The 26,451-nt window shown below is 74.7% G+C and carries 20 protein-coding genes and 1 pseudogene; 14 read left to right on the plus strand and 7 right to left on the minus strand.

Annotated features, from left to right (window positions below):
- The first annotated feature begins 33 nt into the window (after positions 1 to 33).
- The 9 genes from ACIGXE_RS19640 (at position 34) to ACIGXE_RS19680 (ending at position 11,613) form a co-directional block, all read left to right on the plus strand.
- The gene (locus ACIGXE_RS19640) at positions 34 to 1,134 is read left to right on the plus strand and encodes a DUF3344 domain-containing protein (protein ID WP_399748996.1); all 1,101 of its coding nucleotides are present in this window, start codon (positions 34 to 36) and stop codon (positions 1,132 to 1,134) included.
- A 1-nt stretch (position 1,135) separates the two neighbouring features.
- Complete coding sequence (locus tag ACIGXE_RS19645) at positions 1,136 to 2,419, plus strand: glycosyltransferase (protein ID WP_399748998.1); 1,284 nt, start codon at positions 1,136 to 1,138, stop codon at positions 2,417 to 2,419.
- Complete coding sequence (locus ACIGXE_RS19650) at positions 2,416 to 3,849, plus strand: sugar transferase (RefSeq protein ID WP_399748999.1); 1,434 nt, start codon at positions 2,416 to 2,418, stop codon at positions 3,847 to 3,849. Before ACIGXE_RS19645 ends, ACIGXE_RS19650 begins: the two co-directional genes overlap by 4 nt.
- Positions 3,850 to 3,851: 2 nt before the next feature.
- The gene (locus ACIGXE_RS19655; protein ID WP_399749001.1) at positions 3,852 to 5,177 is read left to right on the plus strand and encodes an O-antigen ligase family protein; all 1,326 of its coding nucleotides are present in this window, start codon (positions 3,852 to 3,854) and stop codon (positions 5,175 to 5,177) included.
- 967 nt (positions 5,178 to 6,144) lie between these two features.
- Entirely contained in the window at positions 6,145 to 7,884 is a 1,740-nt protein-coding gene (locus ACIGXE_RS19660; RefSeq protein WP_399749100.1) for a lipid II flippase MurJ, read from the plus strand.
- Positions 7,796 to 8,581 (plus strand): polysaccharide deacetylase family protein, encoded by a 786-nt coding sequence (locus ACIGXE_RS19665; protein WP_399749003.1) that lies wholly within the window; start codon positions 7,796 to 7,798, stop codon positions 8,579 to 8,581. Before ACIGXE_RS19660 ends, ACIGXE_RS19665 begins: the two co-directional genes overlap by 89 nt.
- On the plus strand, positions 8,578 to 9,744 hold the full coding sequence (locus ACIGXE_RS19670) for a glycosyltransferase (protein ID WP_399749005.1): 1,167 nt from the start codon (positions 8,578 to 8,580) through the stop codon (positions 9,742 to 9,744). Before ACIGXE_RS19665 ends, ACIGXE_RS19670 begins: the two co-directional genes overlap by 4 nt.
- Positions 9,745 to 9,754: 10 nt before the next feature.
- Positions 9,755 to 10,399, plus strand: a complete 645-nt coding sequence (locus tag ACIGXE_RS19675; RefSeq protein ID WP_399749007.1) for a lipopolysaccharide biosynthesis protein — start codon at positions 9,755 to 9,757, stop codon at positions 10,397 to 10,399.
- The gene (locus ACIGXE_RS19680) at positions 10,396 to 11,613 is read left to right on the plus strand and encodes a GNAT family N-acetyltransferase (protein WP_399749008.1); all 1,218 of its coding nucleotides are present in this window, start codon (positions 10,396 to 10,398) and stop codon (positions 11,611 to 11,613) included. The genes ACIGXE_RS19675 and ACIGXE_RS19680 overlap by 4 nt, the downstream gene beginning before the upstream one ends.
- A 671-nt stretch (positions 11,614 to 12,284) precedes the next feature.
- On the opposite strand, the pseudogene ACIGXE_RS19685 reads toward ACIGXE_RS19680, so the two are convergent.
- Positions 12,285 to 13,448 (minus strand): annotated as a pseudogene (locus tag ACIGXE_RS19685) (glycoside hydrolase family 26 protein); the annotation flags it as partial.
- Positions 13,449 to 13,606: 158 nt separating this feature from the next.
- Here ACIGXE_RS19685 and ACIGXE_RS19690 point away from each other — a divergent pair.
- Both ACIGXE_RS19690 and ACIGXE_RS19695 read left to right on the plus strand, forming a co-directional pair.
- Positions 13,607 to 14,899: an ATP-grasp domain-containing protein gene (locus ACIGXE_RS19690; protein WP_399749009.1), complete on the plus strand. Its 1,293-nt coding sequence runs from the start codon at positions 13,607 to 13,609 to the stop codon at positions 14,897 to 14,899.
- A gap of 83 nt (positions 14,900 to 14,982) precedes the next feature.
- The gene (locus ACIGXE_RS19695; protein ID WP_399749011.1) at positions 14,983 to 16,248 is read left to right on the plus strand and encodes an FAD-dependent oxidoreductase; all 1,266 of its coding nucleotides are present in this window, start codon (positions 14,983 to 14,985) and stop codon (positions 16,246 to 16,248) included.
- Positions 16,249 to 16,330: 82 nt separating this feature from the next.
- Here ACIGXE_RS19695 and ACIGXE_RS19700 read toward each other — a convergent pair whose 3' ends face one another.
- Positions 16,331 to 16,564 (minus strand): chaplin, encoded by a 234-nt coding sequence (locus ACIGXE_RS19700; protein ID WP_399749014.1) that lies wholly within the window; start codon positions 16,562 to 16,564, stop codon positions 16,331 to 16,333.
- Between the two features lie 169 nt (positions 16,565 to 16,733).
- Positions 16,734 to 16,937, minus strand: coding sequence for a hypothetical protein (locus tag ACIGXE_RS19705; RefSeq protein WP_399749015.1), 204 nt, complete (start codon positions 16,935 to 16,937; stop codon positions 16,734 to 16,736).
- Between the two features lie 118 nt (positions 16,938 to 17,055).
- Here ACIGXE_RS19705 and ACIGXE_RS19710 point away from each other — a divergent pair, with 118 nt between their 5' ends.
- Complete coding sequence (locus ACIGXE_RS19710; RefSeq protein ID WP_399749017.1) at positions 17,056 to 18,129, plus strand: LCP family protein; 1,074 nt, start codon at positions 17,056 to 17,058, stop codon at positions 18,127 to 18,129.
- A 103-nt stretch (positions 18,130 to 18,232) separates the two neighbouring features.
- Here ACIGXE_RS19710 and ACIGXE_RS19715 read toward each other — a convergent pair whose 3' ends face one another.
- Complete coding sequence (locus tag ACIGXE_RS19715) at positions 18,233 to 20,260, minus strand: thioredoxin domain-containing protein (protein WP_399749019.1); 2,028 nt, start codon at positions 20,258 to 20,260, stop codon at positions 18,233 to 18,235.
- 156 nt (positions 20,261 to 20,416) lie between these two features.
- A complete protein-coding gene (locus ACIGXE_RS19720; protein ID WP_399749021.1) occupies positions 20,417 to 20,812 on the minus strand; it encodes a rodlin in 396 nt (131 codons plus the stop codon).
- Positions 20,813 to 21,140: 328 nt separating this feature from the next.
- On the opposite strand from ACIGXE_RS19720, the gene ACIGXE_RS19725 reads away from it, so the two are divergent.
- Entirely contained in the window at positions 21,141 to 24,305 is a 3,165-nt protein-coding gene (locus tag ACIGXE_RS19725; protein ID WP_399749023.1) for a tetratricopeptide repeat protein, read from the plus strand.
- 345 nt (positions 24,306 to 24,650) lie between these two features.
- Here the strand turns inward: ACIGXE_RS19725 and ACIGXE_RS19730 are convergent, their stop codons facing one another.
- Both ACIGXE_RS19730 and mca read right to left on the minus strand, forming a co-directional pair.
- On the minus strand, positions 24,651 to 24,884 hold the full coding sequence (locus tag ACIGXE_RS19730) for a hypothetical protein (protein ID WP_399749024.1): 234 nt from the start codon (positions 24,882 to 24,884) through the stop codon (positions 24,651 to 24,653).
- Positions 24,877 to 25,758 carry a mycothiol conjugate amidase Mca gene (gene mca, locus ACIGXE_RS19735; RefSeq protein WP_399749025.1) on the minus strand — a complete coding sequence of 294 codons (882 nt, stop codon included), beginning with the start codon at positions 25,756 to 25,758 and terminating at the stop codon, positions 24,877 to 24,879. Before mca ends, ACIGXE_RS19730 begins: the two co-directional genes overlap by 8 nt.
- A 96-nt stretch (positions 25,759 to 25,854) precedes the next feature.
- On the opposite strand from mca, the gene ACIGXE_RS19740 reads away from it, so the two are divergent.
- Positions 25,855 to 26,256 carry a DUF4307 domain-containing protein gene (locus ACIGXE_RS19740; protein ID WP_399749026.1) on the plus strand — a complete coding sequence of 134 codons (402 nt, stop codon included), beginning with the start codon at positions 25,855 to 25,857 and terminating at the stop codon, positions 26,254 to 26,256.
- Positions 26,257 to 26,451 lie beyond the last annotated feature (195 nt).

Here is a 26,451-nt window from a genome sequence, read left to right on the forward strand (position 1 = left end):
CCTCTCCTTCTCTCATCTCAGCGGAGAACCTGTATGCGGAATTCAGCGGTTGATGCCGTTCATGCCGTACGTCGGGGCCTGGTGTGCGCCGTGTCGTGCGCGGCACTGTCCGCCGTGCTCCCGGCCGCCTCCGCCGTCGCGCCCCGGCCTGGGGAGGCCGCGCGCGTTCCCTTCGCGCCGCGGTACACGGCCGTCCAGCACGGTGGGATCGTGCGGGCCGCCAACACCTCGGCGACCGGTGCCAAGGGCACCGAGAAGGCCAACGACGGCGCCACCGTCGCGTACGTCGACGTCGACAGCGACCCCAACACCTACAACTCCAGCCGGGCCGAACTGCGGGTACCCGCCGGGGCCCGGGTCAGCTGGGCCCGCCTGTACTGGGGCGGGAACCTGCGCGTCGGCGAGCAGAAGCCGCCCAAGGACAACGGGCGGGTGCTGATCGCCGAGCCCGGCGGCCGGTACAAGGCCGTGCTCGCCGACTCCACGGTCGGGCACCGCACCGCGGACGGCGCGGACGCCTTCCAGGCCTCCGCCGACGTCACGCAACTGGTCCGTTCGGCCCGGCCGGGGCTGTGGACCGTCGCCCAGGTGAACGTGGCGAAGGGCCGTTCGGCGGTCGGCGGCTGGGGCGGCTGGACGCTGGTCGCGGCGTACGAGAAAGCCGCCGAGCCGCTGCGCCGACTGGCCGTGTGGGACGGTTTCGAGACGCTCGGTCCGAAGAACGCGGAGCTCGGAATCCCGCTCGCGCTCGGCAAGGACCGCATTCCCCGGGCCGCGAACGGCCGGCTCGGACTCGTCGCCTACGACGGCGACCGGGGGACTTCCGGGGATTACCTCGCCGTGGAAACCGGTCTGGCGACCGGCGTCACGCGCAGCCTGATCTCCGATTCCGCGAATTCCGCGGACGACGTGATGAACTCCAGCATCACGGATTCGGGAACAAGTCGGATGAAACGACAGCCCGTTCGTCAGAACACCCTGGGGTACGACTCCGACGTCTTCGATCTGCGGGGGGCGCTGCGCCATGGGGCCGATCGTTTCCACATCCGCCTCGGAAGCCGGAAGGACGCCGTCTGGCTCGGCGCGCTCTTCCTCCAGGCGGACGTCGTCCGACGGGCGGACGCCCGGCGGTGACGTGCGCCCGGACGTGCTGCACGCGGTCCAGCCGGGCGACGGCGGCGTCGCCCGGGTCGTCACCGATCTGGTCCGGGCACAGCTCGCGGCGGGGCTGCGGGTGGCCGTGGCCTGCCCGCCCGGCACCGAACTCGCCGCGTCGGTACGGGCCGAGGGGGCCGACACCTACGCCTGGCGGGCCGGCCGCGAGCCGGGCCCGCGCCTGTTCCGCGAGACCCGTGAGCTCGCCCGGCTGATCCGTACGACGCGCCCCGCCCTGGTGCACGCGCACAGCGCCAAGGCCGGGCTCTGCGCCCGGCTCGCGCTGCGCGGCCGGATCCCGACCGTGTACCAGCCGCACGCCTGGTCCTTCGAGGCGGTCGACGGCACGACGGCGGCCCTCGCCCGCCGCTGGGAACGCGCCGCCGCGCGCTGGACGGCCCGCGTGGTCTGCGTCAGCGAGGCGGAGCGGCACACCGGCGAGAGCGCCGGGGTCCGGGCGCCCTGGTCCGTGATCCACAACGGCGTGGACACGAACCGCTTCACCCCGAGGCCGGCGGCGGCCGACGTCCCGGCACCCGGTGGCGGGACCGCGTACGTCCCGGCGCCCGGCGGCGACCCGACCGCCCCGGCGGCCGGCGCCCGGACGCCGACCGTGCCGGAGGCGGTGCCGTCGGGCGCCCCCACCGCCGTGGGACCCGCCGTGCCCGGACAGGGCCCGGCCGCCCAGGAGGCGGCCGGCGCCGGCCCCGTCGTCGTCTGCGTCGGGCGGCTCTGCCGGCAGAAGGGACAGGACGTGCTGCTCGCCGCGTGGCCCGAGGTGGTCGCGCGGGTCCCGGGCGCGCGGCTCGTGCTGGTCGGCGACGGGCCGGACGCGGAGCCGCTGCGGGCCGCCGCCGGCGCCTCCGTGACCTTCGTCGGGGCGGTGGCCGACACGGCGCCCTGGTACCGGGCCGCCGACGTCGTCGTCCTCCCCTCCCGCTGGGAGGGCATGGCGCTCGCGCCGCTGGAGGCGATGGCGAGCGGCCGGCCCGTGGTCGTCGGTGACGTGGACGGGGCGCGCGAGAGCCTGCCGCCCGGCCACGAGGAGCTGTGCCTGGTCCCGCCCGAGGACCCGGCCGCCCTCGCCGCAGCAATCGGCCGGCTTCTGGCCCGGCCCGAGCTGCGGCACTCGCTGGGCCGGGAGGCCCGCGAGCACGTACTCAGCAGATTCGATGTGCGGCGCACCGGCGCGGCCGTCGCGGAGCTCTACCGCGAACTGGCCGGAGTGCGGTGCACGGAGCACAGAGAGCCGATCGCACAGTGACTACGGAAAGCACCAGCGTCCCTCCTTCGCCGGGCCCCTGGCCCGCCGCGGGCCCTTTCACGGGGCTCGCCTCCCTCACGTCGCCGCGCGGCGGTTCCGACCGCCTCGCGCTGCCGCCGCGCCGGCCGGGGCGGCAGCGCCTCGCCGCGCTGCCGATGGTCGTCGCCGACGCGCTCGCCGTACTGCTCGCGGTCTGTCTGCTGTCCGAGGCGCACCGGCGCTGGGAGCCGGCGCTGCTCGTGGCCGGTCTCGTCGTGCTGCTCGACGGCCGGGCCGGTCTGTACCGGCGGGCCGGCGTGCCCGTGGGCGTCCTGGACGAGGTGCCCGCGCTCGCCGCCCGCGCCGGGGTCGCCTGGTGCGTGACGGCCGCCGCGGCCGCCGCGTACGCCCCCGCGCTCGCGATCGGGCCGCTGCGGCTGAGCGTCGCGTACGCGGCGCACGTCGTGGCGGTGACCGCGCTGCGCGGGCTCGTGCACGGGCGCCGGCGCCGCGTGGCGCGGGCGCACCCCCGGTCGGCGCTGGTGGTCGGCCCCCTGGGGCCGGCGCGCCGGTTCGCGGCCGCGCTCGGGCAGCACCCGGAGTACGGCATCCGGCCGGTCGGCGTCGTCGGCGCCCGCCCGGACGGCGAGCGGGGGCTCCCGGTGCTGACGACCACGGAGGAGATCCACCGGGCGGTCATCCAGAACACGGTCCGCGACGCGATCTTCCTGACCGAGGACGCCGGGCTCGTGACGCTCTTCCAGCACTACGGCTGTACGACCTGGCGGATCGGCGGCGACTTCGCCGACGAGCCGATGGGCGACCACCTGTGGGGCTACGGCTGCCGGCGCCTGGTGCCGATCGGCGAGCGGCGCGGCCTGACCGCGAAGCGGGCCCTGGACGTGGCGCTCGCCGCCCCCGCGCTGGCGTGCGCGCTGCCGGTGCTGCTGCTGTGCGCCCTGGCGGTGCGCCTCTCGGACGGTCCCGGGGTGCTCTTCCGGCAGGAGCGGGTGGGGCAGAACGGGCGCCTGTTCACGCTGCTGAAGTTCCGTACGCTGAAGCCGGTCGACGAGACGGAGTCGGCGACCCGGTGGAGCGTCGCCGACGACCACCGGATGAGCGCCGCCGGGCACTTCCTGCGGAAGACCTCGCTCGACGAGCTGCCGCAGCTGTGGAACGTGCTGCGCGGGGACATGAGCCTGGTCGGGCCGCGGCCCGAACGCCCGTACTTCGTCGCGCAGTTCAGCCGGGTGCACGCCGGTTACGCGGCGCGGCACCGGATGCCGGTGGGGCTCACCGGGCTCGCCCAGGTGCACGGCCTGCGCGGCGACACCTCGATCGAGGACCGCTGCCGCTTCGACAACCACTACATCGACCACTGGTCGCTCTGGCAGGACGTGTGCATCCTGCTGCGCACGGCGGCCGGCCTCGTGCGACCGACAGGAAGCTGAGGATGGCGACGATGACGACGGCGGCCGTGGCGGTACCGGAGTCCGGCCCGGGCGTCCGGGAGTGGGCGCGCAGGACGGGGGCGCTCTCCCCGGTCCTGGCCGTGATCGCGCTGCTGCTCGTGCCGGGCGGCGGGGGCGGCGCGCAGGGCGGTACGGGCGGCACCGGCACCGTCGCTGACGCCGCGTCAGGGCTGCTGGTGCTGATCTGCCTGGTGCGGCTGCTACGGAGCGGGGCCCGTCCGCTGACCCGGGCGGCGGCCGTCGTGCTCGGCCTGCCGGTGCTCGGCGTCTGCCTGGCCGCGATCACCTCCAACGACCCGGGCGCGAGCCTGCCGGGCGTCGCCCGTTACGTGCAGATCTTCGTGCTGGTCCCGGCGGCGGTCCTGCTGTCGATCCGCGACCGCCGGGACTTCGCCGTGCTGGCCTGGGCCCTCGTCGGCCTCGCCCTGCTCCAGGGCGCGGTGGGCGTGCTCCAGTTCCTGACGGGGACGGGCGCGTCGTACCAGGGCGAGGACATCCGGGCGGTCGGCACCTTCGGGGCGACCGACGTGATGGGCATGGCGACGGTCGTCGCGTACGGCCTCGTCATCGCGGCCGGTCTGGCGCTCGGCGGCACGGCGGGCCGTGCCAGGACCGTCGCGCTGGCGTGCGCCGCCGCGCTGTTCGTCCCGCTGGTGCTGTCCTTCAGCCGGGGGGCGTGGATCGCCACGCTCCTCACCTGCGGACTCCAGCTGCTCCTGTCCGGGCTGCGCCGGGCCGGCCGGGTGGCGCTCGTCGTGGCCGCACTGGGGGTCGTGCTGGTCGGCGGCTTCGGCATCGGCTCGGACATGGTGAAGGAGCGGGTCACCAGCATCACGCAGGTGACGGCCGCGCCCGACCAGTCGGTCACGGACCGGTACACGATGTGGGCGGCGGCGGGCCGCATGTGGCGCAGCGAGCCGCTCACGGGCGTGGGCCTGAAGGGCTTCCCCGCGTACCGCGACTCCAACGCCTCCCTGGCGCTGTCCTCGGGCAGCGACACGGCCGGCGCGGGCGCCGCCTTCGCGCGGCAGCCGCTGCTGTCCCCGCACAACATGTACCTCCTCGTCCTCAGCGAGCAGGGCCTCGTCGGCCTTCTCGCCCTCGCCGGCAGCTGGGCCGCCCTCCTGGTCGCCGCCCTGCGCCGGCGAGGGCTCGGCGCGGACTGCGCGCTGGTCGCGACCGGCCTGCTCGCCTGGCAGCTCATCGACTTCTTCTACGCGGACATCGGCGGCCCCTCGACGGTGCTGATGTCCGTCGTCCTCGGCCTGGCGGCCTGGTGGTCGCTGGCGGAGGTGCGGCGTGCGTGACCCCTGGTCCCCCCTCCAGCCCCCGACGGACGCCCCCGGCCCCCCGGGGGCTTCGGCCGAGCGGGTCGCGGCGCAGGGCGGGCGGCGCGACGGCGGGCCGGGCGACGGCCGGGCCCCGGACCTCGGCGCCGGGCCGCCGAACGTCTCGCCGCCCGCGGCCCCTTGGGCGCCACCGCCGCCCCCGCCGCTGCCGCCGTCACTGCCGCCGCCGCCCGTCGAGAACACCGTCCCGTCCGCCGTCCGGTCCGGCGGGCGGGACGGCGTCATGCCCTTCGCGCCCGGCGGACCACCGGCGTCCCCCTGGCCCGGCCGCCGTGCCGCGGACGCACCGGAGTCCGGCGCCGGCGGTGCCTCCGCCTTCACCGGCCCGTCGCCGACGGCCGCCCCGGCCGGGCCCGGTGACCCCTGGTCGACGCTTCCTCCGGCGGACGCGCTGTGCGGCCTCCCGCCGCTGACCGACGCACACCCCCTCCAGCCCGCGCCCACCGGCGAGCGGAGCGCACACGGCGAGGCACCCCGCCCGACGGCCTCCCTGGCCGACCCCTGGTCGCCCCTTCCCCCGGGGGACGCCCTCTGCGGGCTGCCCCCGGCCGGGGCCGGCGGGCGGCCCGACGGGTCTGCCGGAGCACCCCCCTTCCCCGAGACCGCCGTTCCCGGGTTCGGGCCGACGGACGTGCCGGTGGATCTGCTCGTCGCCGATCCGTGGGCGGACCTCGTGCCGACGGACACGCGGTGCGAGGCGGGCGTGCGACGGGCGGCGCGGCCGGCCCTGCGGACCGCGCGGCCGCCGGCCGGGGCCCGGGCCGTGCGGCGGGTCGCGCACGAGCGGGCGCCGCGCTTCGACGACCCCGAGCTGCACGCGCTGCTGGACGCCACGGAGCTCACCGCGCCCCGGCCCCCGCTGCTCGGCGGGCGGCCGCTCGGGCTCGGGGCGCGGCCGGTCGCGAGCGGTGACGTGCGCGCGCCGCTGCTCGGGACGCGCGCCGCGCCGCACCCGCAGACCCGGCCGCCCGCCGGCGGCGGCGCCGCGGTCGGCCGCGGGCGGCACGCACGCCGTAAGGGGGGATGGTCGCCGTCGGGGCGGTTCCTGCTGCGGGCCGCCGTGGTGACGGCGGCGCTCACGGCCGTCGGGGCGGTGCTCGGGCTCGTACGGGACCAGATCCTCGCCGGGTACTTCGGGGCGGGCGCCGAGACGGACGCGTTCCTGGTGGCGTGGACGGTGCCGGAGTTCGCGTCGACGCTGCTCATCGAGGACGCGATGGCGCTGATCCTCGTGCCCGCGTTCTCACGGGCGCTCGCGCGCCGGGCCGGGACGCTGTTCGGGGATCCGGTCCGGGCGCTCGTCCGGACCACGCTGCCCCGGCTGGTGCTGACGGTCGCCGCGGTCGCCGCGCTCCTCGTCGCCCTCGCGCCGCTCCTCGTCTCCGCGCTCGCGCCCGGCCTGCCCGATCCGCAGCTCGCGGTGGACTGCACCCGGCTGACGGCCACCTGCGTGCTGTCGTTCGCGCTCGCCGGGTACTGCTCGGCGGCGCTGCGCGCGCACGGCTCGTTCCTGCCACCGGCGGCGATCTACGTGGCGTACAACGTCGGCATCATCGGGACGACCCTGGTGCTGCGGGAGCCGTTCGGGGTGCGGTCGGCCGCCGCCGGAGTGGCCGTCGGCGGGGTGCTGATGGTGCTCGTCCAGGCGCCGTCGCTGCTGCGGGAGCTGCGCACCCGGCCGGTGCCGAAGGAGGAGCCGCGGTCCGTGCCGGCGGGCGACGGGCGGCTGCTGGTGCTCGGGATGATCGCGCCGGTCGTGGTGTTCGCGCTGTCCCGTCAGTCGCAGATCCTGGTCGAGCGCTTCCTGGCCTCGCCGCTGCCGGCCGGTGCCATCTCGCATCTGAACTACGCGCAGAAGGTCGCGCAGATGCCGATGATCCTGTCCCTGATGCTGTGCACGGTCAGCTTCCCCGTGGTCGCCCGCGCCCTCGCCGCGGGTGACGCGGAGGCCGCCCGCCGCCGGGTGGAGCGGGACCTGCTGCTGGCGGCGGTCGTCGTCCTGATCGGCGCGTCGACGGTGATCGCCGCCGCCCCGCAGATCGTCGAGATCCTTTTCCAGCGCGGCGCGTTCGACCGGGCCGACACGGCCGCGACGGCCGCCGTCATGCGGGTGTACGCGCTCGGGCTGCTCGGCCAGACGATGGTGGGCGCCCTGGTCCGCTGCTACTTCTCCGCCGCCCGCCCGCTCTGGTACCCGGCCGCCGCGATGGGCGCCGGACTCGCCGCGACCGCCGTCACGGGCGCGGTCGGCGCCCGGGTGTGGGGCGCCGCCGGCATCGCGGGAGCCAACGCGCTCGGCATCACCCTGACCGCCGTGCTGCTGCTGAGCGGTGCCCACCGCCAGACCGTCCCGGTCGACGCGCGGCGGCTCGGCGAGGGCCTGCTGCGGCTCGCCACCGCCGGCGCCTGGGCCACGGGCGCGGGCTGGCTGTGCTCGGTTCTCGTCGGCACGCCCGTGCTCTCCCTCGCCGTCGCCGCCGTGGTGGTCGTCTGCGTGTTCGTGCTGTTCGTCGCGTGTGCCGCCAAGGCGCCCGAGATCCCGCCCCTGCCCCGCTCCCCCCGCCGAAGGACCCCCCATGCCCGCACCGGCCGTGCTGCGTCGTCTGCTGCCGAAGCCTCCCCTGTGGGTGGCGATGTACCACTCGATCGCCGACGCCTCCGATGACCCGTACAAGGTGACCGTCTCCCCCGTGCGCTTCGCCCGGCAGCTGCACTGGCTGGGCGACCGCGGGCTGCGCGGGGTGTCCGTACGGGAGCTGCTGGCGGCGGCGGCCGAGGGGCGGGAACGCGGTCTGGTCGGGCTGACCTTCGACGACGGGTACGCCGACTTCCTGGAGTCGGCGGTGCCCCTGCTGCGCCGGCACGGCTTCACGGCGACGGTGTACGTGCTGCCGGGACGCCTCGGCGGTGACAACACCTGGGACCCGGGGGGCCCGCGCAAACCGCTCCTCGACGAGGACGGCATCCGGCGGGCGGCGGCCGCGGGCATGGAGATCGGCTCGCACGGCCTGCACCACGTGTCCCTCACGGACGCCGACGACGCCACGCTCGCCGCCGAGACCCGGCAGAGCCGGGAGCTGATCGAGGAGATCAGCGGCGGTTCGGTGGACGGCTTCTGCTACCCGTACGGGACGGTCGACGCGCGGGTCGTCCGGGCCGTCCGCAAGGCCGGTTACACGTACGCCTGCGCGATCGACCCGGGCCCGCTGTCCGGCGCCTACGCCCTGCCCCGCCTCCACGTCGGCGAGGAGGACACCTCCTGGCGGCTCACCGCGAAGTGGCTGCTGCACCCGCTGCGGCGGCGCCGCCCCGCCGATCTCGTCCCCGCGCGCAGCAGCCCGGCCCGGTCGGTCCTGTCATGAAGGTGCTGCACGTCATCACGGGGCTCGGGATCGGCGGCGCCGAGCAGCAGCTGCGTCTGCTGCTCCGTCATCTGCCGGTGCGCGGCCGGGTGGTGACCCTGACCAATCCGGGCCCGGTCGCCGACGGCATCGAGGCGGACGGCACCCCGGTCACCCACCTCGGCATGACCGGCAACCGGGACGTGGGCGCGCTGCCGCGGCTCACCCGGCTGATCCGGCAGGGCGGTTACGACCTGGTCCACACGCACCTGTACCGGGCCTGCGTGTACGGCAGGCCGGCCGCCCGGCTCGCCGGGGTGCGGCCCGTCATCGCGACCGAGCACTCCCTCGGCGACGTCCAGATCGAGGGCCGTCCGCTGTCCGCGGGCACCCGGGCGCTGTACCTGGCGACCGAACGCCTCGGCACCTCCACGGTGGCCGTGTCGCCGAGCGTGGCGCGCCGGCTCGCCGACTGGGGCGTGGCCCCGTCCCGTATCCGGGTGGTGCCGAACGGCATCGAGACGGACCGCTTCGCCTTCGACCCGCGCGCCCGCGCGCAGACCCGGGCGGCGCTCGGGCTGCCCGCCGGCGCGTTCGTGGTCGGCGGGGTGGGGCGGCTCGCCGCCGGGAAGCGCTTCGACCGGCTGGTCCGGGCGGTGGCGTCGGTCCCGGAGGCGCGGCTGCTGCTCGTCGGCGAGGGCGACCGGCGCGCGGAACTGCTGCGGCTGGCCCGGGAGTGCGGGGCCGCCGACCGGGTGCTGCTCGCGGGCGCGTTCCCGGACCCGCCGACCGGCCCGGCGGGCGGGCGGCCCGACCTGCCGTCGCTGCTCGCCGCGATGGACGTCTTCGTCTCCACCTCCCCCGACGAGACCTTCGGTCTCGCCGTCGTCGAGGCGCTGGCCGCGGGTCTGCCTGCGCTGTACGTGGCCTGCCCCGCGATCGACGACCTGCCCGCCGGATCGGCGCCCGGCGCGCGCCGGATCGGCCCGTCCGTGCCCGAGCTGATCGGCGCCCTGCGCGAGCTCCTCACGGTGCGGGGCGCCCGGGGCGCCGGGGATCCGTCCCCGCCGGACCGGCTGCCGCCGCCCGAGGCCGTCCGCCGCTACGACATCGCGCACAGCGCCCGGCAGTTGCTGACCCTCTACCACCAGGCCGTCCACGGCCCCCGTCCTCCCGTGAAGTGAGAGCTGCACCATGACCACGACACCGCCACGTCCCTTCCTCCTCACCCCCGCCCGCTGGATGGTGCTGCCGGCCGCCGTGCTGGCCGGCGCGGCCCTCGGCGGCGGCTACGGCGCCGTGAAGACCCCGCAGTACGCGGCGACCAGCTACGTCATCGTCGTGCCGGCCGAGAAGTCCGACCCGTCGGCCGCGCTCGGCTTCGCACAGGCCTACGGCCGGGTCGCCACGGACATCGCGGTGACCGGTGACGCCCAGGTGTGGGCCGGGGTCTCGGCCGACACGCTGCGCTCCCACGTACAGGCCGCGACCTCGCCGGACGCGCCGATGATCTCGATCACCGCGCGTTCGGCCAAGCCGTCGACGGCGGTGTCGATGGCCGACGGGGTGGCCCGCGCTCTGGTCCTCAACAGCGCGCACGTCGCCGGGAACACGGGCGTGAAGGTCGTCCAGTTCTCCCGGGCGACCAAGCCGGTCGCCCCGGTCTCGCCGTCGGCGACCCTGTCGGCGCTGGTCGGGGCGTGCGGCGGCGGGCTGCTCGGCGGGCTCGCGCTGCTCGTCCGGCCGAAGCGGGCCGCGCGGGCCGAGGCCCGGCACTCGCGGCAGGCGGCGGTACCGGGTCCGGCGACGGCCGCGCGGCCGGAACCGGAGGCGGTGTGACCGGCGGTTCCTCCGTCACCGGCACGGTCGCCGGACTGCGCACCGAGGTGTGCCGGGACGGCGCTGAGTTCGGGCGGCTCGGCGCCGAGTGGACGGGGCTGTACGCCCGCTGCGCCACCGCGACGCCGTTCCAGTCCCACTCGTGGCTGCACTCGTGGTGGCTGTCGTACGGGCGCCCCGGCGCGCTGCGGGTGGTGCTCGTGCGGCGGGCGGACGGCACGCTCGTCGCGGCGGCGCCGCTGATGCGGGCGGCGGGCCCGCTGCCGGTGCTCACCCAGCTCGGCGGCGCCATCACCGACTTCACCGACGTGCTGCTCGACGACGCCTGCCCCGAGGCGGCGCCCGCGCTCGCCGCGGCCCTCGCCGGGGCGGCGCGCGGCGCGGTCGTCGACCTGCGCGAGGTACGGCCGGGGGCCGCCGCCGAGCGGGTCTACGAGGCCTGGCCCGGCCCGCGGCGACGGCTCCCGGACTCCCTGTGCCTGGAGCTGCCCGCCGTACCGATGGAGGTCCTGCTCGAACGGATCCCCTCGGGCAAGGCCCAGCGGGTCCGGGCGAAGCTGCGGAAGCTGGACGCCCTCGGCATCGACGAGCGCGTCGTCCCGGGGCCCGAGGTGCCGGCCGCCCTGGAGCGCCTGCTGGCCCTCCACCAACTGCAGTGGCGCGGCCGGGGGGTGACGGCCGAGCACACCAGCGAGCGGTTCGCCCAGCACCTGGCGCGGGCGGTACGGCCGATGGTCGAGCGCGGCGACGCGATGGTCACCGAGTTCCGCCTCGACGGCGACGTGGTGTGCGCGGACCTCACCCTGATGTCCCCGCGGCTCGCGGGCGGCTATCTGTACGGCGCCGATCCGGCGCTGCGGGCCCGCAAGGTGGACGTGGCGGCGATGCTGCTGCGGCACGGCGCGCGGGAGACCAGCGCGAGCGGCCGGGCCACGCTGAGCATGTTGCGCGGCACCGAGCCGTACAAGCACCACTGGCGGCCCGAGACGGTGCCCAACCAGCGCCTCATGCTCGCGGGGCGGGCCGCGGGCCCGCTGCTGCGGCTGCGGGCGGGCGCGGCGGACGGACGGCGCTGGGCGGCCCGGCAGGCACGGGAACGGGAGTGGCTGGGCCGGGCGCTCGGCCGCCGACCAGGGGCGTCGGGGACAGCGGGGACAACGGGGACGACGGCGGTGTCGGGGAGGCCGGGGACACCGAACGGCGGCGGAGGATGAACTCCTCCGCCGCCGTGGGGGACGTCAGGGCCCGGTCAGAAGGGCCAGACTCCGTTCAGCGCGCCCTGCCAGTCGACGGTCAGAGTCTCCTTCCAGCTGGTGCCTGCCTCCTGGGCGGGCTCGGTCAACTGCTGGGTCACGGACTCCTTCACGGACTCCTTCACGGGGTCCGTCCAGGAGTCCTTCCAGGAGTCGTCCTTGGGGACGCAGATCGGACCGCCGATCCAGCTCTCGACCCATGAACCGAGGTTCAGGGTCCAGCAGGTGGGCTTGGGCTCGGGCTTCGGCTCGGGCTTCGGCTCCGGCTTGGGCTCCGGCTTCGGCTCCGGCTTCGGTTCCGGCTTCGGCTCGGGCTTCGGTTCCGGCTTCGGTTCCGGCTTGGGCTCGGGCTTCGGTTCCGGCTTCGGCTCCGGCTTCGGCTCCGGCTTCGGCTTCGGCTCGGGCTTCGGCTCCGGCTTCGGCTCCGGCTTCGGCTCCGGCTTGGGCTCGGGCTTCGGTTCCGGCTTCGGCTCGGGCTTCGGTTCCGGCTTCGGCTCCGGCTTCGGCTCGGGCTTCGGTTCCGGCTTCGGCTCAGGCTTCGGTTCCGGCTTGGGCAGCGGGACCGTCGGATCGGTCGGGTCCACCGGGTCGACAGGATCGACCGGGTCAACAGGATCCGTCGGGTCCACCGGGTCCACCGGGTCGACAGGGTCGACCGGGTCCGTCGGGTCGACCGGATCCGTGGGCTCGACCGGGTCCGTCGGGTCCACCGGGTCCGTGGGCTCGGTCGGGTCCGTCGGGTCGACCGGGTCCGTCGGGATCTGCGGCTCCGCGCCGTACAGCATCTGGCGGAACACCTCGGACGACCGCGGGTTGTCGTCGCACTGCCAGACGCCGTGCGGGCAGTAGTCGGTGATCGTGTGGTACAGCGGCGGGTGCTGCTTCATCCATTCGAGCATGCGCCGCATGTACACGGGGTTGTCCCCGTTCCGGAACAGGCCCCATTCCGGGTAGGAGATCCGCTTCTTGTGCTCGGCCGCGAAATCGACCTGCGCCTGCAGTCCGTACGGCTCGCGCACGTGTTCGTCGAAACTGGATCCCGGGGGCTGGTCGTAGGAATCCATGCCGATGATGTCGACGACGTCGTCACCGGGATAGCACTCCGTCCACGGAATGGCGTCCCGGCCCCGGCTCGGATTGAAGTCGAAGCGGAATTTCTGCCCCGGGACGGAACGCATCGCGGTCACGATGCGCGTCCAGTACCTCTTCCAGGCGGTCGGATGCGGCGCGCACCGGTGGGTGTACGTCGTGCCGTTCATCTCCCAGCCGAGGACGATCACGGTGTCCGTGGCGTCGAGGTCGACCAGGCGCTGGGCGAGCCGCTGGAAGTGGTGGTCGTAGTAGCCGGCCGCGCCCAGCTGGAGCTGGCGGCGGACCTCGTAGTCGGAGACCCCGGCCTCGTTCCGCTCCAGCATCGGCACGTTCAGGACGAACATGCGGTCCGTCCGCTCGTTCCGCCAGGACGCCCAGGCGTCCAGGAAACCGGGCGGGCCCTCGATGTTCGACCAGCGGTCGCCGGGCAGATAGGTGTGGCCGACGCGCAGCTGGTGACCGCCGAGCCAGCGCTCCAGCCGGCTGATCCGGGCCACCCCGAGGGGTCCGGACTCAAGGAAGGCCCCCATGGCGCTCGAGAGAGCCGGTTGGGGGGCCTTGGTCGTTACGGATTCGGATTCGGCGGCGTGAGGCTGAGTCTGGGCGTGTGCGGGAGACGACAACGCGACAGAACCTGAGGCGAGGAGACCGGCGGTGAACACCCCCAGCCATCTTCTCGAAGTTCTCTTCTTTCGGTTGACCATGGCAGCTCCTTCTCTCTCGCGCCGCGTGAGGGTCCGTCAGTCTGATCTTCCGAAAGTATTCCTAATAAGCCGACCGGGAACTCGGCTTGGATCTGATCAATCGTCCGTTAGAGGATTCTTCATCGCCCAATTGGGGCACCCGAGACGAAGGACATGCCGTGCCGAGTTTTGACACCAGCGTCCCCGCTGTCCTTGTGCGGCTCGACCGGAACCCCTTCCACCACGGCACGCTCGGCGCCGTGCGGTCGCTCGGCCGGGCGGGCATCCCGGTGCACGCGGTGGTCGAATCGCTCTCCAGCCCGGTCGTCCGCTCCCGCTACCTCCGCGGCGCCCACCCGCGCCCCACCGCGCCCTCGCCGGCCGAACTCACCCGGCTGCTGCTGCGCGTCGCCGAGGAGCTGTCCGGCACCACGTCCCGTCCGGCGCTGCTCATCCCCCTCGACGACATCACCGCCCTGTACCTGGCCGAGTGCCGGCCCGAGCTCGCCGGGCGCTTCCTGCTGCCCGACCAGTCGCCCGAGCAGCTCGCGCGCGTGGCGGACAAGGCGCAGCTCGCCGAGACCTGCCGGGCGCTCGGCCTCCCCCATCCCCGTACCGAACTGCCCACCAGCGCCGACGAGGCCGCCGCCATGGCCTGGCGGCTCGGCCTGCCGGTGATCGCCAAGTGGAGCCGGCCCTGGCTGCTGCCGGCCGGCGGCGGGCTGCGCAGCACCACGATCGTCGGCTCGCTCGCACAGGTCCGCGAGCTGTACACACGCACCCCGCAGGCCGGCAGCCGGCTGCTGCTCCAGGAACTCCTGCCCGCCGGGCCCGAGCTCGACTGGTTCTTCCACGGGTACGTGGACTCCGCCGGGCACTGCTCGACCGGGGCCACCGGCCGCAAGGAGCGCTCCTGGCCGGACGGAGCCGGACTCACGGCGGTGGGCCGCTGGGCCGCGAACCCGGCGGTGGACACCCTGGCCCGGGAGATGCTCTCGGCGCTCCGCTACCGGGGCGTGTGCGACCTGGACTTCCGGCTCGACCGGGCGACCGGCGCGTACCACCTGCTCGACTTCAACCCGCGGCCCGGCGCCCAGTTCCGGCTCTTCGCCGACCGGGACGGCCTCGACGTGGTCCGGGCCATGCACCTGGACCTCACCGGTCGCGCCGTGCCCGTGCACCTTCCCGCGTACGGCCGCCGGTTCGTCGTGGAGAACTACGCGGCCCTGTCGCACCTCGCCTCGCCGGGCCGCCGGTACGCGGCGCGGCGCCGCGGCGGCGAGACGGCCTGGTTCGCCGCCGACGACCTCGGGCCCGCGCTCGCGATGCTGCGCTCCTGGTGCGTCCACGCCCTGCGCAGGGGGCTGCTGACGTTGCGTCGGCTGCTGCGCGCCGGGCGCCCGCCCGGCCGGCCGGGCCCCACGGCACCGCCGGCGGCCCGCGGCCCCTCCGGCCGCGTGAACCCACGATGAGCCCCCGCGTCCCCCGCGTCCCGAGCCGTCGAACCCCCGGCCCGAGATCCGTGACTCCGAGACCTGTGAAGGCGGAACGCACGATGTACGACCTGGTGATTGTGGGAGCGGGCCCGTACGGCCTGTCCGTCGCCGCCCACGCGGCGGCCCACGGTCTCTCCCTGCGCACCTTCGGCCGGCCCATGGAGTCCTGGCACGCCATGCCCTCGGCGATGTTCCTCAAGTCCGGGCCGTGGGCCTCGCACCTCTCGGACCCGGAGGGCGCCTACGGGCTCGACGCCTACGCGGCCGGCCGGGGCGTCCGCGCCGAGCACGGCGTGCCGCTGCCGGTCGGCTTCTTCGCCGCGTACGGCGACTGGTTCGCCCGCCAGGCGGTGCCCGCGCTCGACGAGCGGCTCGTCACCACCGTCGCGCCCGCCGGGAGCGGCGGCTTCACGGTCACCACGGAGGACGGCGAGACCTGCCGCAGCCGCACCGTCGCGCTCGCCGTGGGCGTGCTGCCCTTCCTGGAGATCCCCGGGCCGCTGCGCGGGCTGCCCCGCCGCCATGTCACCCACTCCAGCCACCACGGCGAGCTCGACGGCTTCGCCGGCCGCGACGTCACGGTGATCGGCGCGGGCCAGGCCGCCCTGGAGACGGCCGCGATCCTCACCGAGAAGGGCGCGACGGTCCGGATCCTGGCCCGGGCCGGCCGGCTGAGGTGGAACACCGTGCCGCCGGCCCTCGACCGCGGCCCGTGGCGGTCGCTGCGCGCCCCGCACACGGGCCTCGGCTGCGGCTGGCAGAACCGGCTGTACGCCGACACCCCGGGGATCTTCCGGCGGCTGCCGGCCCCGACCCGGGAGCGGCTCTTCGACTCGGCGCTCGGCCCGGCCGGCGCCTGGTGGCTGCGGGAACGGTTCGCTGCGGTCGAGGACGTGCGCCTCGGGCAGCGCGTCACGGCGGCCACGGTGACCGCCGACGACCGGCTGCGGCTCGACGTGACGGCGGCGGACGGGACGGCGGACGTCGTGGAGACCGATCACGTCGTCGCGGCCACCGGCTTCGTACCGAGTCTGGACCGGGCGGACGTGCTCGCACCCGAGCTGCGGGACGGACTGCGCCGGGTGGGCCCGGGCGGGGCGCCGGAGGTGGGGGCGCTGTTCGAGTCCTCGTGGCCGGGGCTGTTCCTGGCCGGACTGCTCACGGCGCCTTCGTACGGGCCCTCGATGCGCTTCGTGTTCGGCGCGGGCTACACGGCCGGGCGGCTGGTGAAGGGGGTGCGGCAGCGGCTGCGGGCCCCGGGTCGCGGCAGTGCGCCGGGCCGGCCGCGCGCGGGCGGGCGGCGGGTGACGGCCGGCGCCCCCTGACACGCCGGAGGCCGGCCCCGGGAAGCGTGGTGGTCACTCCCCGGGACCGGCCCCCTCCGACAGGGGTCGGAGCACCGGAACGTCAGGCGTTGACGCAGGTGTTGAACGCCGCCGGGTTCAGCGCGGCGAGGAGGTTCACGGAGTTGCCGCAGATGTTGATCGGGGCGTGGATCGGAACCTGGACCAGGTTGCCGGAGAGAACGCCCGGCGAACCGATGGCGTAACCGTCGGCGTACGAGTCGGCCATCGCGGGGGCGGCGGCACCCAGGGCCATGAGCAGACCGGCGACGGCGACCGCAGCCTTCTTGCACTTCATTTCGTCTGGATCCTTTCTGCGGCGGAAGAGAATTCACGGCTTTCGTGATGCACGGGTGCGCCAGCGCCCCCGCCTTCCATCGCACACTTCACAACGACCCTGCCACGAAAAGGAAACCGTCCGGCGCGCCGAAGGGCGTTGTTCACCCCATTGGATTGCCCGGTGCCGGTCAATGCGGCCAGATAGGTGTTCTCATGAGCCGCTCCCACTCCCGGTCCGGCATGCCGGGCACGGCCCGTCCGGCCAGCATCCACTGGTGGGCCAGCAGGGAATAGACCGGAAACGGCTCCCTGTCGGCGGGCTGCGGGTCGGACACATATCGGCTCTTCGGAATGAAGGCCATCCGCTCCCATTTCCCGGGATCGGGCGCCATTTTCGCTCCTTCCGCTAGGGTTCCGGCATCATGGCACAGCGCCAGCAGGAGAGTGATTCGGCCTGTCCATGTCGCGTCGCGTACCTGTGTGCGAGACGGCCGGAATTAGCGTTCCGCCATGAATTCCCCCCACCCTCACCCCGACCTCCGCTCCCGGCCGCGGCCCCGTCCTCGCTCCGGCTTCCGCGGACGCCGCCTGCTGGTCCTGACCACCGCGCTCGTCGCCCTCGGTTCGGGCGCGTTCGCCGCAGCGCCGGATCCGCTGCCGTCGCCGCCGAAGGGTCTCAACATCCTGCTCGTCGGCGTCGACTCCCGGGCCGGGGTCACCCCCGAGGAGCGGAAGCGCTACTACCTCGGCAACAAGGACTGCGGCTGCAGCGACGTGATGATGCTCGTCCACGTCTCCGCCCGGAACGACCGGGTGAGCGTGGTGAGCCTGCCCCGTGACTCGCTCAGCGAGTTCCCCGAGCACGTCGACCGGAACACCGGCGAGATGCTCGCCCCGCACCAGGCGAAGCTCAACGCCGCCTGGAAGGAGGGCGGCCCGTCCTTCGCCATCGAGATGGTGGAGGCGATGACGAACGTTCCCGTCGACCGCTACCTCGAGATCGACTTCCGCCGGTTCATGGACACGGTGAACGTCGTCCACGACGGCGTGCCCATCTGCACGGACCGGCACCTGAAGGACCCGAGCACCGGTCTCGACCTCGCGCCCGGCACCCGCAGGGTCCTCGGCGGCGAAGCACTCCAGTACGTCCGCTCGCGCAAGGCGGACGGTCAGGCGGACTTCGGGCGGATCAAGAAGCAGCAGCGGTTCGTCGTCAACACGCTGCGCGAGATCCGCGACGACCTCTTCCACGGCACGGCCGGGCTGCGCCGGTTCGTCGCGACCCTGCGCGGCACGCAGCAGACCGAGCGCGGCATCAGCACGTCGGAGCTGCTGACGCTCGCGGCTCGGCTGCGGCACCTCTCGCCCGAGCAGACGGAGTTCGCCACCGTGCCGATCCGGACCATCAACCCGCTCATCCCGGGCGTCGGCGCGACGATCTCGTGGGACGAGGAGTACGCCGACGAGGTCTTCGGCCACCTGCGGGAGGACGAGGGCCTGCCGGAGCCCCGGCCCGTCCCGCAGAGCGAGACCCCGCTGGGCGAGTACGAGCCCTACGGCGGGGACTCGGTCCTCTGCCCCTAGGGTCTCCGGGTACGCCGATTGCGGGGGGGGCGGGGCCGTCCGCGTACGGGCGGGCCCGCCCCCGCCCGGCGCGGTGACGGGCCCGCCGACGGCCCGCCGCCGGTCAGTGGCCGAGCTTGCGGGCCAGGAGCTCCGGGTCCGTCGTCGGCGCGTCGCAGACGAAGTGCCGGCAGACGTAGGCGGTGGCCATGCCGTCGACCAGCGGACGGTCCCGGAGCAGCGGGAACTCCTCGCCGTCGGGCAGCCCGGCGGCGAGGACCGCGCCGGGGCTGCCGGCGTGCAGCGCGGTACGGCGCAGGGCGCGGAAGCCCTCGTCGTCGGGGGCGCCGACCACGGCGATCTCGCGCGGGCCGTCCAGCAGGGCCTCGGCGACGGCGAGGCCCCAGCCGATGAAGCGGGGCGCGCGCGGTCCGAGCGCCTTGACCACGCCGAGGGCCGCCTCGGCGGCGTTCCGGTGGGGTTCCGAGCCGGTGTGCGCCGCGTAGGAGAGGAGCGCGCCCGCGGCGGCGCTCCAGCCTGAGGGGGTGGCGTTGTCGGTCGGGTCCTGAGGGCGGCGGATCAGCGGCTCGGCGTCGTGGGCGGTGTCGTAGAGCGCGCCGCCCTCGGCCGTGAACTGGTCGAGGACGATGTCGAGGAGGAAGCCGGAGAACTCCAGCCACACGCCCTCGCCGGTGACGGACGCGAGGGCGAGGAAGCCCTCGGCGACGTCGGCGTAGTCCTCCAGGACCCCGGCGTTGGCGCCCGCGTGGCCGTCCTTGGAGGTGCGGGTGAGCCGCGCGGAGTCGTCGAGGTGAAGGCGTACGAGCAGGTCGGCGGCCTCCGTGGCGCGCTCGACGAGGTCGGGGCGGTCGAGCAGGGCGCCGGTCTCGGCCAGGGCCGCGATCGCGAGACCGTTCCAGGCGGCGACGATCTTGTCGTCCCGGCCCGGCCGCTCTCGCTCGTCGCGGGCGGCCAGCAGGCGCCGCTTGATCGACGCGATCCTCTCGGCGTCGGCGACCCCGGCGTCCTGCGGCAGCTGGAGCACGGAGGAACCGTGCTCGAAGGTGCCCTCCTCGGTGACGCCGAAGTACCGGGCGGCGTAGGCGGCGTCGTCCCGGCCGAGGACGGCGGTCAGCTGCTCGGGGGTCCACACGTAGTAGGCGCCCTCGACGTGCCGGCCGGTGCCGTCGTCGCTGTCGGCGTCCAGCGCGGAGGCGAAACCGCCCTCGGCGGTGCGCAGTTCACGCACCATGAAGTCGGCGGTCTCCAGAGCGACCCGGCGGGCCAGCTCACTGCCGGTGACTCGCCACAGGTGCGCGTACACCCGGCACAGCAGCGCGTTGTCGTACAGCATCTTCTCGAAGTGCGGCACGACCCACGCGCGGTCCACGGCGTAGCGGGCGAAGCCGCCGCCGAGCTGGTCGTAGATGCCGCCGCGGGCCATCGCCTCGCAGGTGTCGGCGGCCATCTGGAGGGCGCCCTCGGCCCCCGTACGGGCGTGGTGGCGCAGCAGGAACTCCAGCACCATCGACGGCGGGAACTTGGGCGCGCCGCCGAAGCCGCCGTGCGTGGCGTCATAGTCGCGGGTGAGGCCGAGCAGGGCCTGCCCGAGCTCGGTCTCGCCGGGGAACCCGTCGCCGCCGAACGCGAGGGAGCGGGCCGACAGGTCCTTGACGATCTTCCCCGCGACCTCGCCGACCTCGTCACGGCGTTCGGTCCAGGCGCGGGCGACGCCGTCGAGGACGTCGGAGAAGGCCGGCATGCCGTGCCGGGCCTCGGGCGGGAAGTAGGTACCGAAGTAGAAGGGTTCGGCGTCCGGGGTGAGGAACACGGTCATCGGCCAGCCGCCCTGGCCGGTGGCGGCCTGCACGGCCTCCATGTACACGGCGTCGACGTCGGGGCGCTCCTCGCGGTCGACCTTGACGGCCACGAAGTGCTCGTTGACCAGGGCCGCGGTGGTGTCGTCCTCGAAGGACTCGTGGGCCATCACATGGCACCAGTGGCACGAGCTGTATCCGACGCTGAGCAGCACCGGGACGTCTCGACGCCGGGCCTCCTCGAAGGCCTGGGCCGACCAGGGCCACCAGTCGACCGGGTTGTCGGCGTGCTGGAGGAGGTAGGGGGAGGTCTCATGGGCCAGTCTGTTCGGCATGCTTCCATCCTCCCGCACGCGGGATCCCCGCGTCCGGCGGAAACACCGCCCGTACGCCGCGGGTGGACCGGGCGCCGGCGGGGCACGGATACGGGGAAGGCCCCGTTCCTCGCACTGGCTCTGCGAGGAACGGGGCCGCCCGATGGGCCGCGGAGATCAGCCGCCCGCGTTGCCGTTCTGGGAGAGGACCTCGCCCAGGATGTGCGACAGCGCGTCGTCGCCCTTCTGCTGCACGGAGTTCTGGGTGCAGGTCTGGTTCGCCATCGGGTTGCCGAGGACGTCCTGGACGGCGATCGGGACACCGATGAGGGCGCCGATCGGAACCTGGGCCTCGACCTTCTGGACGTCGAAGCAGTGCAGGACGCCACCGTTGACGAGACCGAAGTTCGGGCTCATGTAGCCACCGGTGGAGTTGCTGCCGATGGACTGCTTCGACTGGTTGCCGATGATGTTGGCGCTGCCGCCGTCGTTACCGGCCGCCATCGCCGTGGTCGCGGACATGCCGGCGACGGTGGCCGCAACAGCAGCGGTAGCAAGAACCTTCTTGATCACGAGTCTTCCTTCTTGAGCTCGATGGCCCGGAACTGCTCCGTTGACCGAAGCGCCCTGATCAACTGCCCGGCGAAGGATTGGTTCCGGGGCATCACCCGGACGCGGTATTCGGCACATGAACGCCATCGGACGGGAGGTCGACGGGCAGTCGTTCGGCCCGTTGCCCGCCGGGGCGGGATCCCTTGGGATCACTGGCCCGTGGCGCCGATCCCTCGCCTCGGCGCGCGTCCCGCAGCACACTGGGGGCCGGACTGTTCGAGCCGGGAGCGAGCCGGAGCGCGCCACGGGCGCGACCCGGGAGCGGCCGGCGAGCGGAGGGGGAACGCGGATGCGGGACAGCCACCGGGCCGAGGCCGAGCGGCTGTTGGCACGGGCCGTCGAGGAAGAGGCAGGGCGCTCGGGGGGCCGCGTGGACGCGGCGGTGCTCCTGTCGCGCGGCCGGGCCGCGCTCGACGCGATCGCGGAACCGGCGGCCGAGGAGTACGCGGCCTATCTGCGGGCCGTGGAGGCGGCGGAGGCCGGGCCGGCCGCGCCGGCCGATCTGACGACGCCCGCCGTGGTGACGGCCGTCGCGGCCGCCGCGGCGGTCGGCGGGGACCTGGTCCTGGGTACGGCGACGGGCACGGCGTTCGGCGCGGGCGCGGTGGTCGCGGTGGCCGGCGCGGCGGCGGCCGCGCTGAAGGCCGGGGCCGGGCGCCGGACGGCCGCGCACCGCAGGGCCGGCGCGGCCGGCCGGCCCGGCGGGGTCGAGCAGCTGCGGCTGGGCTGGCTGACCGCTCTGGAGGTGCGGGGGGTGCGCCCGTTCCTGGAGCAGCAGCGGGTGCTGCTCGGCGCGGCGGGGCAGTCGCCGCAGAAGGTGGTGGACCGGCTGCGGGGGACGGACCGCAGTGCGGCGGCCCGGCGGCGTGCGGTGCTGGAGCAGTCCTTCGGTCATCTGCCGGAGCCGGACGGCCCCTTCGCGGGGCGGCGGGCGGAGCTGGCGCGGATCACCCGGTGGGTCCAGGCGGGCCGGGCTGCGACGACGACCCGGCCGACGGTGGTCATGCTGTCCGGGGCGGCCGGCTCGGGCCGTACGGCGCTGGCGGTGCGGGCGGCGCACGCGCTCCGGGACCAGTTCCGCGGGGCGTGCGTGGTGGACCTGCGGGGCGGAGCGAGCGAGAAGCCGCTGGCGACGCGGGAGGCGCTGCTGCACCTGCTGAACCGGCTGGGCGCGCCGCGCGACCAGTTGCTGTTCCGGGAGCGGACGTCGGCGGAGCAGCAGGTGCGCCGCCTCGCCGAGCTGTACCACCGGCATCTGACGGGGCTCGCGGTGACGCTGATCCTGGACGACGCGGTGGACGCCGAGCAGGTGCGGACGCTGCTGCCGGAGCGTTCGGACAGCCTGGTCCTGGTGACCTGCCGGGAGCCGCTCGACCTGGGCGCGGACGTGCCGGCCGCGGTGCACGTGCTGCCGGTGACGGCGCTGGACGCGACGGGCGCGGCGGAGCTGCTCGGGGCGGCGGAGGGCGTCGAGGAGCTGTCCGGCGCGGCCGGCCTCGACCGGGTGCGCGAGCTGTGCGGGGGTCTGCCGCTGGCGCTGCGGGCGGCGGGCGCGCTGCTGGGCGGGCGCACCGTGGCGGAGGTCGGCGCCTTCCTGGACGCGGCCGGGGAGACGGATCCGGTGGAGCGGGCGCTCGCGGTGGGCTACGCGCAGGTGCTCGACGAGGACGGGCGGCGGCTGCTGCGCCGGCTCTCGCTCGCCGGCCGGGCCTCGCTGGGCGCGGCCGCGGCGGCGGCGCTGCTGGGCGGCACGGGCGCGGAAGGGGCGCGGCTCCTCGAGGAGCTGGCGCGGGCGGGGCTGCTCGACCACGTCCGGGGGAAGCGGTATCGGCTGCACGACGCGGTGCGGGGCTTCGCCGCGGCGCGGCTGGCCGAGGAGGAGGACGCGGCGGAGGTCGCGGCGGCGCAGGAGCGTCTGATCCGGAACTACGCCGAGCTGGCGGACGCGGTGATCCGGATGGTCGACGGGAAGATGTCGACCCGCGTCAACCGCGCCGCCCGCTTCGACGGGCACGGTTTCGGTTCGCTGGAGGCGGCGCTGCGCTGGCTCGACGAGGAGTCGAGCTTCATCACGGCGGCGCTGCGGCACGCGGAGGGCGTGGACCAGCAGACGGTGCTCGATCTGCTCGGCGCGCTGTGCGACTACTGCCTGCTGCGCGGCGACCTGTACCGGCTGGGCGAGATCGACGAGCTGACGGACCAGGTGGGGCAGGGGCTGCTGTCCCGGTCCGTGCAGTGGCGGACGGGTATCGCGGCCCGGCAGCTGGGCGAGCTGGACAAGGCGCGGACGACGCTGACCTCGGTGGTCTCGCTCTACCAGGAGGCCCACCAGGACGCGGGCGCGGCCCTCGCGCTCTGCTCGCTGGGGATCACCCTGCACCACCAGGGCCATCTCACGGAGGCGGCGGCGCGGCTGCGGGAGGCGCTGGCGCTCCAGGAGCCGGAGTCGCTGGCGGCCGACCGTGGCTGGACCCTGCACGCCCTGGCGGCCGTGGAGCGGGACCGCTCGCGTCTGGCGGAGGCCCTGGCGCTGCTCGACCGGGCGCTCGCGCTGCACCGGGAGCACGAGTCGCTGCACGGGGAGGCCTGGGCGCACTTCCAGCGGGGCCAGGTGTGGCTCCGGACCGGCGAGGTGGCACGGGCCGAGGAGGGCCTGCGGCGGGCGCTCGACCTGTACGGGCGCACGCACGACGGCCGGGGCGAGGCGTGGGCGCTGACCCAGCTGGCCCGGGCCCGGCTGGTGGACGGGGACGCGGAGGCGGCGGTGGACGGACTGCGGCAGGCGCTGTCCCGGCACCGGGAGCAGGAGGACGCGCGGGGCGAGGCGTGGACGCTGTACTACCTGGGGCACGCCCTGGAGGAGCGGGGCGACCGGGACCAGGCGGTCCGGGAGCTGGAGCGGGCCCGGAGCATGTTCTCGCGGATGCGTGACGTCTACGGCTTGGCATGCGCCCGCCATCACGCGGGCCGGGTGACCCGCGACCAGCGGGCCGCCCGGACCGGCAACCTGCGCAACTCCGGCTTCGCCCGCCAGCTCCTGATGGACGCCCGGGCCGACTTCCACCGCATCGGGGTGGCCCACGGCGAGGCCTGGACCTGCCTGGAGCTGGCGATCGTCGACGCCGGCAACGGGCGCACCGGCCAGGCCCGGGAGCTGTGCGCGGAGGCGGACCGGCTCTTCGGCGCGTACGGCGACCGCCGGGGTGCCGACTGGGCCCGCTTCCTGCGCTGCACGCTGCTGCCGGACCCGGTCGCCGCCCACGAGGAGCTCGCGGCCCTGGCCGAGTCCCGCCACCCGGCCCGTGACCCCCGTCTGGAGGACTGCGCGGAGGCGTACGCCCTGGTCCTGGACCACGGCGCCTCTCCGGACGCCGACTGGCAGGCCTGGTCCCTGGGCATGGTGCCGGGACGGCAGGCCCGGGAGGTGCTGGGCGTGCCGGTGGAGGTGGCGTAGGACCACGCCGCGGGCGCCGGGTCGCGAGGCGCGGGTGCCGCGCGCGGAGGGCGGGCGCCCCGGGCACGCGAAAGCCGGGGACCCCGGACACGCGAAAGGCGGGCGTCGGACCCGCGAGAACGCGGCCCCGGACACACGAAGGGCGGGCGCCGGACACGCGAGAGCCGGGGACCCCGGACACGCGAAAGGCCGGCGTCGGACCCGCGAGCGTGCGGCCCCCGGACACGCGAAAGGCGGGCGTCAGACCCGCGGCCCCCGGGCACGCGAAGAGGCGGCCCGGACCCGCTCCGGCACGGCGCGCGTACGGGCCCCGGGTCGTCCCGGGGCCCGTGGGCGCGGGTGCCGCTACTTCTGCGGGGCCTCCGGGGCCGCGCCGGCGGTGGCGGGGTCCGGGGCCTCGGCGAAGTCGATCTTGTGCATGTGGCGGTTCATCGACTTCATCAGGCCCCAGACGGCCAGCGCCAGGACGGCGAAGACGACGAACCCGAGGACGCCGGGCGTCACCTTGTTCTCGTCCAGCTCCTTGGCGGCGAGAGGGGCGAGCTGGGTCAGTGCGAGGTGTGCGCTCATGCTAGGCATTGTCCCGGATGCCCGCGAAGAGGTCGCTCTCGGGGAGGCTGCTGGCGACGAGGGACTTGCTGAGCTCGTACTCCTCGGTCGGCCAGACCTCCTTCTGGATCTCCATGGGCACCCGGAACCAGCCGCCGTCGGGGTCGATCTGGGTGCGGTGGGCGATCAGCGCCTTGTCGCGGATCTCGAAGAACTCCGAGCAGGGCACGAAGGTCGTGAGCGTGCGCTCCTTGCGCTCGAACTCGTCCCAGCGCTTCAGCCAGTCCGCGTACGGGGACTCCAGGCCCCGGTCGAGGAGGGCCTGGTGCAGGGCCTCGGTGCGGGGGCGGTTGAAGCCCTGGTTGTAGTAGAGCTTCTGCGGCTGGAAGGCCGGGCCGAACTCGGCCTCCGGGTACTTCTCGGTGTCGGTCGCCCCGTCGAAGGCCACCATCGTGATCTTGTGGGTCATGATGTGGTCCGGGTGCGGATAGCCGCCGTTCTCGTCGTAGGTCGTGATGACCTGGGGACGGAACGCGCGGATCTTGCGGACCAGCTCGCCGGCGGCGGTGTCCACGTCCTCCAGGGCGAAGCAGCCCTCGGGGAGCGGGGGCAGCGGGTCGCCCTCGGGCAGGCCGGAGTCGACGAAGCCCAGCCACTCCTGCCGGACACCGAGGATCTCGCGGGCCTCGTCCATCTCCTTGCGGCGCACCTCGTGGATGTTCGCCTCGATGTAGGGGTCGCCCTGGAGCTTCGGGTTGAGGATGGAGCCGCGTTCGCCGCCCGTGCAGGTCACGACCAGGACCTCCACCCCCTCGGACACATACTTGGCCATCGTCGCCGCGCCCTTGCTCGACTCGTCGTCGGGGTGGGCGTGAACGGCCATCAGTCGCAGCTGCTCAGTCAAGACTCATCCTCAGTGATTCGTCGCCTAGGGAGGTCTCTATAGTGACGGAATCGGGGGTGGGAAAATTCCGGCACCCCTGCGGCGAGAGGAACGATCATGAGCGCGGTGCGCGAGGGCCTGCCCGAGGGGCGCTACGGGCGCTCCGCGGACGAGCGCGCCGATCGCACGCTGAAGATCGTCGGCGCCGTGCTCGGCGTGGTCCTCCTCGCCCTGATGGGCTGGTTCGGCTGGTACTACGTCGTCGACAACAAGATCAGCGCCGAGATGATCAAGTTCGACGTGGTGAGCGACAGCGAGGTCCAGGTCCATCTGGAGATCCGCAAGGACGCCGACGCCAAGGGCGTCTGCACGCTGCGCTCGCGCTCCGAGGACGGGGCCGAGGTGGGCCGCAAGGACGTCCGGATCGACGAGCCGGGCGTCCGCCTCGACCGGGTCTACTCCATCCGCACCACCGCGAAGGCCACGAGCGCCGAACTGATCGGGTGTACGGCCCGGTAGCGGTGGGTAGGGAGCCGGGGACGAGCTCCGGCGGGTCACCCCGGTGACCTGGGGTGACGCGAATCCCGTGGTTTATGTCCTCCCGCTTTTCGCCACTCATTGTTAGGCTCGTGGTTTCGCCCGCTCGAAAGGCGCATGCTGAAGAGGCAGCTTTTCGCGCAGGGCGATGCTTTGTATCCCCAGTACCTACGAGGA

The sequence above is a fragment of the Streptomyces sp. NPDC053431 genome, assembly GCF_044544925.1.
Taxonomy (GTDB): domain Bacteria; phylum Actinomycetota; class Actinomycetes; order Streptomycetales; family Streptomycetaceae; genus Streptomyces.

Excerpts from the sequence above, each read along its gene's own strand:
- ACIGXE_RS19700 (WP_399749014.1), bottom strand. The coding sequence starts at position 16,564 with ATGAAGTGCAAGAAGGCTGCGGTCGCCGTCGCCGGTCTGCTCATGGCC.
- ACIGXE_RS19715 (WP_399749019.1), bottom strand. The coding sequence starts at position 20,260 with ATGCCGAACAGACTGGCCCATGAGACCTCCCCCTACCTCCTCCAGCAC.
- ACIGXE_RS19675 (WP_399749007.1), top strand. The coding sequence starts at position 9,755 with ATGACCACGACACCGCCACGTCCCTTCCTCCTCACCCCCGCCCGCTGG.
- ACIGXE_RS19695 (WP_399749011.1), top strand. The coding sequence starts at position 14,983 with ATGTACGACCTGGTGATTGTGGGAGCGGGCCCGTACGGCCTGTCCGTC.
- ACIGXE_RS19665 (WP_399749003.1), top strand. The coding sequence starts at position 7,796 with ATGCCCGCACCGGCCGTGCTGCGTCGTCTGCTGCCGAAGCCTCCCCTG.
- ACIGXE_RS19710 (WP_399749017.1), top strand. The coding sequence starts at position 17,056 with ATGAATTCCCCCCACCCTCACCCCGACCTCCGCTCCCGGCCGCGGCCC.
- ACIGXE_RS19730 (WP_399749024.1), bottom strand. The coding sequence starts at position 24,884 with ATGCCTAGCATGAGCGCACACCTCGCACTGACCCAGCTCGCCCCTCTC.
- ACIGXE_RS19740 (WP_399749026.1), top strand. The coding sequence starts at position 25,855 with ATGAGCGCGGTGCGCGAGGGCCTGCCCGAGGGGCGCTACGGGCGCTCC.
- ACIGXE_RS19655 (WP_399749001.1), top strand. The coding sequence starts at position 3,852 with ATGGCGACGATGACGACGGCGGCCGTGGCGGTACCGGAGTCCGGCCCG.
- ACIGXE_RS19640 (WP_399748996.1), top strand. The coding sequence starts at position 34 with ATGCGGAATTCAGCGGTTGATGCCGTTCATGCCGTACGTCGGGGCCTG.
- ACIGXE_RS19705 (WP_399749015.1), bottom strand. The coding sequence starts at position 16,937 with ATGGCGCCCGATCCCGGGAAATGGGAGCGGATGGCCTTCATTCCGAAG.
- ACIGXE_RS19725 (WP_399749023.1), top strand. The coding sequence starts at position 21,141 with ATGCGGGACAGCCACCGGGCCGAGGCCGAGCGGCTGTTGGCACGGGCC.
- ACIGXE_RS19670 (WP_399749005.1), top strand. The coding sequence starts at position 8,578 with ATGAAGGTGCTGCACGTCATCACGGGGCTCGGGATCGGCGGCGCCGAG.